The organism is Pedobacter sp. R-06, from assembly GCF_049913135.1.
Lineage (GTDB): Bacteria > Bacteroidota > Bacteroidia > Sphingobacteriales > Sphingobacteriaceae > Pedobacter.
The window spans coordinates 4,499,858-4,511,540 of sequence record NZ_CP183977.1 but is presented as its reverse complement, the minus strand read 5'-3'; the positions used below and the strand labels follow the sequence as shown (position 1 = coordinate 4,511,540).

Below are 11,683 nucleotides of genomic sequence, written 5' to 3'. Positions count from 1 at the left end.
TATCTTATTTCTTTAAGCCTTTTGCTTAATGGGGGTAATTTTATGCTCCAAGTTTTTACCCTCCGCCTTAAGCCCTACAACCCTCTACCATCTCAAAGTGTTCAACTGTAGGGAAAGGATCATAAAAGTGATGTAATAACTTTTTCCAATCCTGGTATTCTGCTGATCCCCTGAAACCTTTGGTATGTGCCTCCAGTGTTTTCCAGTTTACCAGCAGGATATATTTATTTTCTACCTCTATACATTTTTGAAGCTGATGAGAAATGTAACCTTCCATCGAAGAAATGATTTTTTGCGCTTCGTTAAAAGCTTTTTCAAAATCAGCCGATAACCCGGCTTTTACATTTAATATGGCAACTTCTAAAACTCCCAACCCCCTTGAGGGGGCTCTTGATTGAGTATTGGTAGTATTATTATTCATAGTGCTAAAGTCCCCTTCAGGGGATTTAGGGGTTAACCTTCTACCTTATCCAGCAAATCCCTTACGTCGGTAATTTTTCCGGTTACTGCTGCTGCTGCTGCGGTAAGCGGACTGGCTAATAATGTACGTGCATTTTGTCCTTGCCTGCCTTCAAAGTTCCTGTTTGATGTAGATACACAATATTTACCTGCAGGGATTTTATCTTCGTTCATTCCTAAACAGGCACTACAACCTGGTTCGCGTAACTGGAAACCAGCGGCTTCGAAAATTTTATCCAAACCTTCGTTTTTAGCCTGTTGCTCTACTTGTTTCGATCCTGGAACAATCCAAACTGTAACATTATCGGCTTTGCGTTTATCTTTAACAAAATCGGCAACTTCGCGTAAATCTTCAATACGTGAGTTGGTGCAGCTTCCAATGAACACATAATCAACCGATTTCCCGATTAATGAAGAATCGTCATCAAAGCCCATATAATCTAACGCTTTCTGGTACGAAAGTTTTTCTTTTTCGGGTTGTGCACCAGTGGCCGGAATATGTTCCTGGATACCCATGCCCATTCCAGGATTGGTACCATAGGTAATCATAGGTGCGATATCTGCCGCATCGAAAGTTAAAACACTATCGAATTTAGCATCAGCATCGCTATATAATGTTTTCCAATAAGCTAAAGCTTTATCCCACTCTTCGCCGGCAGGAGCAAATTCTCTTCCTTTAATGTAATCGAAAGTGGTTTGATCTGGTGCAATTAACCCACCGCGGGCACCCATTTCGATACTCATATTACAGATCGTCATGCGGGCTTCCATACTTAAAGCTTCGATTGCCGAACCTGCATATTCTATAAAATAACCTGTACCGCCAGCGGCAGAGATTTTGGCAATAATGTATAAGATTATGTCTTTTGCACCAACGCCTTTTCCAAGCTCGCCGTTTACCTCGATTTTCATGGTTTTAGGTTTCGACTGCAATAAACATTGCGTGGCGAAAACCTGCTCTACCTGCGAAGTACCGATACCAAATGCAATGGCGCCAAAAGCACCATGAGTAGAGGTATGGCTATCGCCACAAACCATTGTTTTACCAGGTAAGGTGATGCCCAATTCAGGGCCAATAACATGCACAATGCCTTGAAAAGGATGTCCTAAACCATACAGTTCTACACCGAATTCTGCACAGTTTTTGGTGAGCATATCTACCTGATAACGCGAAAGCTCCTCTTTAATTGGTAATAATTGATTTAAGGTAGGTACGTTATGATCGGCAGTTGCTACAGTCTGCTTCGGACGAAAAACAGGTAATCCTCTTTTGCGCAAACCATCAAATGCCTGCGGAGAGGTTACCTCGTGTATTAAGTGTGTATCAATGTATAAAATATCAGGAAATCCTTCTTCACTTTTTACGACGTGAGCATCCCAAATTTTTTCTACTAATGTTTTTGACATTTTATTATTATTTAATGTTTGTCAGTCTGAGCTTGTCGAAGACTTTTTCGTTATAGAAACAAAAAGAATTCCTTCGACAGGCTCAGGATGACATTCTTTTTGTTTCTATGCAGTTTTAATCGCTTTCATTGCCGTCATTGCTTTACGCAAGGTTGCTCCAATTTGTTCTACCTGGTGAGAGCGGATAGCTTCGTTGATATCGATTAATTGTCTGTTGTCAACAGCCCCATCTTTACCTTCATTGAAGTTTTTACCAACTAAATCAGTATCTACTTTTTTCATAAAATCAGCTAAAAGTGGTTTACAAGCCTGATCGAACAAATAACAACCGTATTCAGCAGTATCAGAAATTACACGGTTCATTTCGAACAATTTCTTACGTGCGATGGTGTTGGCAATAAGTGGTGTTTCGTGTAACGATTCGTAGTAAGCTGATTCTGGTTTGATACCTGCCTGTACCATGGTTTCGAAAGCCAATTCAACACCCGCACGAACAAAAGCAACCATTAAAGTATAGTTATCGAAATATTCTTGCTCACCGATTTTAACATCACCAGCTGGTGTTTTTTCGAAAGCAGTTTCACCTGTTTCAGCTCTCCATTTTAATAAATTTTTATCGCCATTTGCCCAATCTTCCATCATGGTACGGCTAAATTCGCCACTCATAATATCGTCCTGATGTTTTTGGAATAATGGACGCATAATGTCTTTCAATTCTTCCGAAATTTCGAAAGCCTTTATTTTAGCTACATTGCTTAATCTATCCATCATGGCCGTAATACCACCTTGTTTTAAGGCTTCGGTAATTACCTCAACACCATATTGAACCAATTTAGAAGCATAACCTGCATCGATTCCTTTTTCTACCATTTTATCGAAAGATAGGATAGAACCTGTTTGCAATAAACCACAAAGGATGGTTTGCTCGCCCATTAAATCTGATTTTACCTCAGCTACGAAAGATGATTTTAATACACCAGCTCTGTGGCCGCCTGTACCAGCACAATATGCTTTTGCCTGTGCCAATCCTTTACCTTGAGGATCGTTTTCAGGGTGAACTGCAATTAAGGTAGGAACACCAAAACCACGAACATATTCTGCTCTAACCTCGCTACCAGGGCATTTAGGTGCAACCATAATAACGGTTAAATCTTTACGGATTTGCATACCTTCTTCAACGATATTGAAACCGTGAGAATATAACAAAGTAGCTCCTTCTTTCATTAAAGGCATAATTGCATTTACAACAGCAGTGTGTTGTTTATCTGGAGTAAGGTTAATTACTACATCTGCATTTGGAATCAGTTCTTCGTAAGTGCCAACTGTAAAATTGTTTTCGGTTGCGTTTTTCCACGAATCGCGTTTGCCTTCAATTGCTTCCTTACGTAAAGTGTAGCTTACATCTAAACCACTATCTCTTAAATTTAAACCTTGGTTTAAGCCTTGTGCACCACAACCAACAATTACCAGTTTTTTGCCTTTTAATGCGCTAACGCCATCTAAAAATTCAGAACTGTCCATGAAGTCGCAAACGCCTAATTGGTTTAATTTTTCTCTAAGAGGTAATGTGTTAAAATAATTTGCCATTGTTTTTTATTGGTTAATTTCTATTTAATTATCGTTATATATTCTTTTTTTCCTTAGGGTTGATTACAAAGATTTTTCCACCCATTTTCAATTTCAAATCTTCCATTTTATACCTGTTTCTTTAGCGCCCATGCATAACCTTGATGTACATTATCGTGGCCAATGGTTGTGATCAGGATTTCTTCAATGCTGTTCATCTGTACGCCATAGGTGGCGGTTGTAAAAGAAGTGATGCTCGAAAATTTTCCATTTGCATAATCATCTTTTATTTTTTCAATGCTCTCTAATGCGATGGCTTTCAATTCTGCTACTTCTTCTTCAGTTACTGTATAAGATGGCTTTGTATCCTTTTTATAATACTCGTTAAATTTTACCGAAGCAGCATCTTGCAATACACCTGTACGTACATAACAAAGCGTTTGCGTGCTCACTACAATATGGCCAAAATTCCAGATGATATTATTGTTGTAACCATCGGGAATTTTATTTAATTCTTCGATTGTTAAATCATCTATTAACTTAATAAATGCCTTGCGTGAGTTTATTATAAAATCAAATACCTCGTTCATCATATTATAATTCGTATCTATCTAATTATCGTTTTGTTTGTCTGCTTCGGTTAATTCTTCGTTAAATGTAATCTTATTAAAGAATGGGTCGTTTACTGTTACTGCCCAGGTTCCGTAAAAAGTTTTTTCCAGACCCGGCCTGTTATATTTGTACTTTTTATCTATGATTTCTTTGTGAAATGCTTTTAAACCAGTACAATCAATATGAATATGTGTGCCTGGAGAACTGTCTCCGTGATGTTCGCTCAAATGTAATTCAATCCCATTTAACGAAATCTGCATATAAACAGGGGTATTTTCTTCAAAAGTATGTTCCCAGTCTATTTTAAAGCCCAACCAGTTTACATAAAATTCAACTGCTTTATCGTAATCGAACATTCTCAAAATCGGTATGACTTTATTGCATTTCATATTGTTATTTTTTCGTCATTGCGAGGCCGGGTTTGTGTGAGCCGAAGCAATCTATTTGAACTAGTCTAAAAGATTGCTTCGTTGTTCCTTCTCGCAATGACGGATTTGTTGTTGTTTACATCGTAAAAATCTTCTGTCCTTTTTCTAAAAACTCATTTTCTATCAATTCTTCGCCTGGTTCGAAAGCTTCGAATTCCTTTAATTTTTCGTGAAATCCAGCACTGTCTTTAATAATGGCAACTCTGGCAGATCTTACAAATTCAATTAACTCGTAAGGCTCTAAAGCTTTTACCAAAGCATCAGTTTCTTCGCGGTGACCAGTTACCGCAAAAACAGTATAATCTTTACGGATCACCACCGCACTGGCACCATACTGTCTTAATAAACGCTCTACGGTTACTTTTTCTGCAATTTCATCTGTAGAAACTTTGTAAAGTGCAAGTTCCTGCCAGATAATTTCTTCGTTGGTGTTGAAATAAACTTTCAGTACTTCAATCTGTTTTTCTATCTGGCGGGCCAGCTTTCTCACTACTTCGTAACCTTCGTGGATGACGATGTTGAAACGGTGTATCCCATCAATTTCTGATGGAGAGGTGTTTAAGCTTTCGATGTTGATTTTTCTTTTGGAGAAAATGATTGCAATCCTGTTTAATAAACCGATACGGTTTTCGGCATAAACCGTAATGGTGTATTCCTGTTTTCCGTCTAAATCGGCTTTATCTATTTTATATTCTATTGTATTTTCAGTACTCATGATAATTTCTTTTTTACCTTAAACCTTAGGCCTTTGAACCTTCTACCTTATTTCAGCCTGATTTCGCTTACACTCATTCCTTGAGGAACCATAGGGAAAACATTATTTTCTCTGCCTACCATAACTTCTAATAGGTAAGAACCTTCGTGATTGATCATGGTTTCTAGCGCAGTTCTTAGGTTTGCACGTTCATCAACTTTGCTCGCTTCGATATAATACGATTTTGCTAAAGCAACAAAGTCAGGACTGGTGATATTCACGAAAGAATAACGTTTATCATGAAAAAGCTGTTGCCACTGGCGAACCATGCCTAAAAAGCGGTTGTTCAAAATCAGAATCTTCACTGCTGCACCAAATTGCATAATGGTACCCAGCTCCTGAGGTGTCATCTGGAAACCACCATCACCAATAATGGCAATAACGGTTTTATCAGGTGCACCATATTTAGCACCAATGGCAGCCGGTAAACCAAAACCCATTGTGCCTAAACCACCAGAAGTAATGTTGCTGCGGGTATTGTTGAATTTAGCATAGCGACAGGCCACCATTTGGTGCTGACCAACATCGGTAACGATTACGGCATCGCCACCGCAGATTTCGTTGATGTTGCGCAATACTTCGCCCATGGTCATTTCATCACCAGTTGGATAAAGTTCCGGAGTAATGACTTGATCTATTTCTTCTTGATTATATTGTCTGAATTTAGCTAACCAATCTTCGTGTTTGTTTTCGTTAACTAAATTAGTTAGTAGGGGTAAAGTTTCTTTACAGTCGCCCCAAACACCAACTTCTGCTTTAACATTTTTATCAATTTCGGCAGGATCGATATCTAAATGTACCACTTTAGCTTGTTTAGCATATTTATCTAAACGGCCGGTTACGCGGTCATCAAAACGCATGCCGATGGCAATAATTACATCAGCTTCGTTGGTTAATACGTTTGGACCATAATTACCGTGCATACCTAACATACCTACATTTAGCGGGTGTGAAGTTGGGATAGCACCTTCACCCATAATGGTCCATGCAGCAGGAATACCTGTTTTATCAATAAATGCTTTGAATTCTTCTTCGGCTTTACCTAAAATAACCCCTTGTCCAAATAGAATGAAAGGTTTTTTTGCTGAGTTGATTAATTCGGCTGCCTGCTCGATATATTCGATCCTAACTTTTGGTTTCGGGCGATAACTGCGGATGTGATTGCATTTTACATATTCGGGGAATTCCTCCAATTGTAACTGTGCATTTTTGGTAATATCGATCAATACAGGGCCTGGTCTGCCGCTTTTCGCAATATAAAAAGCTTTAGCCAGTACTTCTTGAATTTCTTTGGCATCAGTAACCTGATAGTTCCATTTTGTAACTGGCGTGGTTATATTAATCACATCGGTTTCCTGGAAAGCATCTGTTCCCAATAAGTGAGCGAAAACCTGTCCGGTGATACAAACCAATGGCGTACTGTCTATCTGTGCATCTGCCAAACCGGTAACCAGATTGGTTGCACCTGGCCCGCTGGTTGCGAAAACAACACCAACTTCGCCGCTTGCTCTTGCAAAACCCTGAGCAGCGTGGATACCACCTTGCTCATGGCGAACCAATATGTGTTCTAATTTATCGGCATAATCATAAAGAGCATCATAAATAGGCATGATTGCTCCCCCCGGATAACCAAAAATGGTGGTTACACCTTCTTCAATTAATCCATTCAACAAAACCTGCGAGCCTGTTCCTTTGAATAAGGTTTTTGAGGTTTCTGCTTTCGCCTCGTTTTGTTGTATTGTATCTTGTGCAGTTTCCATAGTTATGTTTTTGCGGTTCTACTATTCTTTAATTTTAAACCCAATTCTTTGTCTTTCGTTCCATTTTAATTGAGCAATTTTCTCGTCTATTAAATTTTCCATTGCATCATAAAGCTCGTTGAGCTGAACATCATGTTCGCCAATCCGTTCTTTAATTTCTGCTAACTGTTCGTTAAGGTTGCTTTGCTTTAGCAAAATTTTCCGAACATCAACAAAAGCTCTCATAATGGCAATGTTCATATTAATCGCCTTATCGCTCTTTAAAATGCCACTCAGCATGGCTACACCTTGCTCTGTAAAGGCATAAGGCAAATATTTGCTTGTCCTATTTTGTGGTATGTTACCCATCATCACAAATTGTGATGATGGATTTGTAACTTGGGATGCGGTCACAATTTGTGACTGCATATTTTGCCACTCTATGGACGTGAGTTGAAACATAAAATCATGAGGAAAACGCTTTATATTTCGTTTTACGGCTTGATTTAATACTCTTGTCTCCACTTCATAAAGTACTGCCAAATCGAAATCTAACATTACTCTTTCTCCCCGGATTTCATAAATCCTATTCTGAATACTTTTAATTATTTGCATAATCTATTTTCTTAGTAATCAATTAATCTGGGGATGATTTTTTGATTTTAATATTCGTCAGTTACGCAACCACTCGCTGCATCTGAAACGGTTTTAGCATATTTATATAAAACACCTTTTGTTACTTTTAATGCTGGTTGTACATAGTTTTTTCTACGCTCGGCAATCACTTCATCACTTACTTGGAGGTTGATGATGTTGTTTACCGCATCGATTAAAATCCGGTCTTCATCTTCCACTAAGCCGATTAAGCCACCTTTGTAAGATTCAGGCGTAATGTGACCAACCACAAAACCATGTGTACCGCCAGAGAAGCGTCCGTCGGTAATTAAAGCTACTGATTTGCCTAAACCAGCACCAATAATTGCTGAGGTTGGTTTTAACATTTCTGGCATACCTGGTGCACCTACCGGACCAGAATTTTTAATTACGATTACGTCGCCTGGTTGAACACGCCCACTCGAAATTCCGGCGATTAAATCGTGCTCGCCATCGAATACACGTGCAGGGCCTTCAAATTTCTCACCTTCTTTACCACTTATTTTTGCAACCGAACCTTTTTCTGCCAGGTTTCCATAAAGAATCTGTAGGTGACCAGTAGCTTTAATCGGCTCACTTAGTTTCTGAATGATTTTTTGATCATAATCCATGATCGATTTTACGTCAGCCAAATTCTCAGCTACAGTTTTTCCGGTAACAGTTAAACAATCTCCGTGTAATAAACCCTCGTTTAATAAATATTTCAATACTGCAGGGATACCTCCATATTGATGTAAATCCTGCATTAAGTATTTTCCACTGGGTTTGAAATCGGCAAGTACAGGTGTTACATCACTCATGCGTTGAAAATCATCCTGGGTGATTTCGATACCGATAGCTTTACCCATTGCAATAAAATGTAATACTGCATTCGTACTGCCACCTAAAATGATAATAGAACGAATGGCATTTTCGAATGCTTTTCTCGTCATGATATCAGATGGTTTGATATCTTTCTCTAATAAGATTTTGATGTATTTACCCGCATCTAAACATTCTTGTTTTTTCTCCTCGCTGATTGCTGGGTTCGAAGATGAATAAGGCAAACTCATACCTAAAGCCTCTATTGCTGATGCCATTGTGTTTGCAGTATACATCCCTCCACAAGCACCTGCACCAGGGCAGGTATGTTTTATGATACCCTGATAGTCTTCCTCAGAAAGGTTGCCACATATTTTCTGCCCCAAAGCTTCGAAAGCTGAAACGATGTTCAATTCTTCGCCTTTGTAATGGCCTGGGGCAATTGTTCCACCATAAACCATAATTGAAGGACGATCTAAGCGTGCCATGGCCATAATCGCGCCAGGCATATTTTTATCACAGCCAGGAATAGAGATAATTCCATCGTAATATTGGCCACCACAAATGGTTTCAATACTATCAGCAATAACATCACGGCTTACTAACGAATAACGCATTCCATCTGTACCGTTGCTCATCCCATCACTTACGCCAATGGTATTAAAAACCAAGCCCACTAAACCATTATTCCAGACCCCTTTTTTCACATCTTTTGCAAGATCGTTAAGGTGCATATTGCAGGTGTTACCATCGTAACCCATACTTGCAATACCGACCTGTGCTTTAGCCATATCAGCATCAGTTAATCCGATTCCGTAAAGCATAGCTTGCGCTGCCGGTTGTGTAGGGTCTTGTGTAAATGTTTTACTGTACTTGTTTAATTCGCTCATTGTTTAAATTGTATGTATTCTGTTGTATTTCAATTATTTCTTTTTGAGGCAAAAAAAAACCGCCTCTTGTGGGAGGCGGTTTCGATATGGTATATTTTTTATATTATACGCAACGATTTCCACCTCTCTTTTGAGAAATGACAATAATTAGGTTGCTAATAATGTTTGTGTTTAAATTCATGTCTTTGATGGATCACAAACATACTAACTATTTAAAAAAGTAAAGAACTATTTAATCTTATTTATTTTTTACTCCGATCACGATTCCTGTTGCCCAAACCTGCTTGGTTAAGTACAGATCATCACGAGATTCTAAATCTTTAATCAGTTTTACGGCCTTATCCTGGTGGCCATCAGGCCAATTCGTTTGTGGCAGCATATCATCAATAATGTAAAGTCCGCCGCTATTAAGCATGGATAAGGCTTCATCTAAAAGCAGGTATTTTCCATGCCATGTATCAGCAAAAATATAATCGAACTTTTTATCTTTATTCTTTTCAATCCATTCGGCGCCATCAGTATCAACCAATGTTAAACGATCGTCATCGCCAAGAAATGTTTTGGCAATAGCTAAGAATTTAACATCGTTATCTATCGAAGTAAGTGTACTTTCTTGATCTAAACCATCCAAAATCCACGAAGTAGATAAGCCTGTACCAGTTCCAAGTTCCAGAAATTTGCCTGAAGGCTTAGTAGAAGCAAGTGTTCTGAGCAAAGAGCAGGTCAGCACATCAGATGCCATGTCAAATCCTGATGCTTTTGTTGCAACATTAATTTGCTGGTAGGCTTTCGGGAAGTGTTGATTAATTTCTTCAGTCATCTGCTTTTTGGATATCTTTTTACTATTTAGGTTTTTATTGTGGTTGATGGTCTTTTGGCTCATGGTTAATAGCTTCATTGGCTATCAACCATTTAACTATGATCTATTAACCAATTTTAAATAATTACTTCGTAATTCACTTTTTCCAGTACCAGGTTTTTATAAGCCCGTTGTATAGTATAACCAAGAGATTCTCTCCACAACGGGCGATATACAATATCATCAATTGATGCTATACCTGCTATTTCGGTTGCTGTTCCGCATAAGAAAGCGCTATCGGCATTTTTTAAATCTTCTAGGGTTAACTTTTTCTCAATGCATTCTATATCCAGAACGGTGCAAAGTTCTTTTACGGTTGCACGTGTAATACCTGGTAAAATATTTCCTAAAGATGGTGTAAATAGTTTCCCGTCTTTTTCAAGAAAGATGTTCGCGCCAGATGCCTCGGCAACAAAACCATGCATATCTAAAAGCAAAGCCTCATCATAACCTTTAATATTTGCCGCTGTAGTAGCTAAAATAGAATTAACATAGTTTCCACTCAATTTCGCCTCCATTGGAATCGATTTAGGGTTTGGTCTTTCATAATCAGAAACCGTTAATTTTAATAATTTGTTGCCAGAATAAGCATCCCACTCCCATGCACAGATTAAGATCGAAACCCCACTTGGCTCGTTTAATTTCATGTTCGGGTGGCAAAATACCAAAGGACGGATATAAGCATCTTTCAGTTTGTTCAACTGAAGTAATTTATAGGTTGCTGCAATTAATTCTTGTTTATCCCAGGGAAAAGGAATGTTCGCCAATTGGCAAGAACGCTCTAAGCGATCGAAATGGGCCGCAGCTTTGAAAATACGGTTGCCGTTGTGTGTTTTATAGGCTCTAATACCCTCGAAAGCAGCATAACCGTAGTGTAGCGACTGACCATAAAGGTCAGTACTGCTATTTACAGCCTTTTCAAACTGTCCATCGAGGTAAATAATCGTATTAGAATTATAGTATTTCATCTGTTTATTCTTATTGTCTTTTAACCGTCAGATGGAGCTTACCATGATAATAAGCATTCCATTCTTTATTTTGACTATTTATCATGGACGGTTCATAATACTGTCTTCTGTTATTTAAAAAAAGCGTCCCGTTTTGTATCGGGACGCTTTAGGTATATTTAGTTTTTAAAATCTATTTAAACTGCGTCCGCTTATTACCCCATAAAATGTTTAGGAGTAGGAGATTAAGTAAAATGACAGGTAACAACACTACATTACCAGCTGCTCTCGCAGTAGTAGAGGTAAAAAATATGTTGTTCTGGATAGCCATTATTATGTTATTGTTTATAAAAACCAATTTAGTTTTTGGTTCATTAATATGCAAGAGAAATCAGAAAAAAGTTAAATAAAAATATTGTTCTGTAAATTTGTTAATAATCGGAATATTATTCTTAACTAAGGTTGGATTAGTTATTTAATGCCGATAGCCGTAGACCAAATATCAAAACGGTATACGGTCTATTTGTTATGCTTGCATTATAAATTTTCTATTTTTCTGCCTAAAAT

At 38.2% G+C, this 11,683-nt stretch carries 11 protein-coding genes; all 11 read right to left on the bottom strand.

Features of this window, described 5'->3' with window-relative positions; all coding sequences use genetic code 11:
• Nucleotides 1-67 precede the first annotated feature (67 nt).
• The gene (locus ACN9MR_RS18015; protein ID WP_426325715.1) at nucleotides 68-421 is read right to left on the bottom strand and encodes an antibiotic biosynthesis monooxygenase family protein; all 354 of its coding nucleotides are present in this window, start codon (nucleotides 419-421) and stop codon (nucleotides 68-70) included.
• Nucleotides 422-453: 32 nt separating this feature from the next.
• Nucleotides 454-1,866 (bottom strand): 3-isopropylmalate dehydratase large subunit, encoded by a 1,413-nt coding sequence (gene leuC, locus ACN9MR_RS18010; RefSeq protein WP_426325713.1) that lies wholly within the window; start codon nucleotides 1,864-1,866, stop codon nucleotides 454-456.
• Nucleotides 1,867-1,971: 105 nt separating this feature from the next.
• Nucleotides 1,972-3,453, bottom strand: a complete 1,482-nt coding sequence (ilvC, locus tag ACN9MR_RS18005; protein ID WP_426325711.1) for a ketol-acid reductoisomerase — start codon at nucleotides 3,451-3,453, stop codon at nucleotides 1,972-1,974.
• Nucleotides 3,454-3,560: 107 nt separating this feature from the next.
• Nucleotides 3,561-4,025, bottom strand: coding sequence for a DinB family protein (locus ACN9MR_RS18000; RefSeq protein ID WP_426325709.1), 465 nt, complete (start codon nucleotides 4,023-4,025; stop codon nucleotides 3,561-3,563).
• 18 nt (nucleotides 4,026-4,043) lie between these two features.
• Nucleotides 4,044-4,433: a glyoxalase superfamily protein gene (locus ACN9MR_RS17995; RefSeq protein WP_426325707.1), complete on the bottom strand. Its 390-nt coding sequence runs from the start codon at nucleotides 4,431-4,433 to the stop codon at nucleotides 4,044-4,046.
• Between the two features lie 115 nt (nucleotides 4,434-4,548).
• A complete protein-coding gene (ilvN, locus tag ACN9MR_RS17990) occupies nucleotides 4,549-5,187 on the bottom strand; it encodes an acetolactate synthase small subunit (RefSeq protein WP_426325705.1) in 639 nt (212 codons plus the stop codon).
• 47 nt (nucleotides 5,188-5,234) lie between these two features.
• Complete coding sequence (gene ilvB, locus ACN9MR_RS17985; protein ID WP_426325703.1) at nucleotides 5,235-6,986, bottom strand: biosynthetic-type acetolactate synthase large subunit; 1,752 nt, start codon at nucleotides 6,984-6,986, stop codon at nucleotides 5,235-5,237.
• Between the two features lie 21 nt (nucleotides 6,987-7,007).
• Nucleotides 7,008-7,580 carry an ORF6N domain-containing protein gene (locus tag ACN9MR_RS17980; protein ID WP_426325701.1) on the bottom strand — a complete coding sequence of 191 codons (573 nt, stop codon included), beginning with the start codon at nucleotides 7,578-7,580 and terminating at the stop codon, nucleotides 7,008-7,010.
• Between the two features lie 47 nt (nucleotides 7,581-7,627).
• The gene (ilvD, locus tag ACN9MR_RS17975) at nucleotides 7,628-9,310 is read right to left on the bottom strand and encodes a dihydroxy-acid dehydratase (protein ID WP_426325699.1); all 1,683 of its coding nucleotides are present in this window, start codon (nucleotides 9,308-9,310) and stop codon (nucleotides 7,628-7,630) included.
• Between the two features lie 238 nt (nucleotides 9,311-9,548).
• Nucleotides 9,549-10,208: an O-methyltransferase gene (locus ACN9MR_RS17970; protein ID WP_426325697.1), complete on the bottom strand. Its 660-nt coding sequence runs from the start codon at nucleotides 10,206-10,208 to the stop codon at nucleotides 9,549-9,551.
• A 38-nt stretch (nucleotides 10,209-10,246) separates the two neighbouring features.
• Nucleotides 10,247-11,137, bottom strand: coding sequence for a branched-chain-amino-acid transaminase (gene ilvE, locus ACN9MR_RS17965; RefSeq protein ID WP_426325695.1), 891 nt, complete (start codon nucleotides 11,135-11,137; stop codon nucleotides 10,247-10,249).
• Nucleotides 11,138-11,683: the final 546 nt, after the last annotated feature.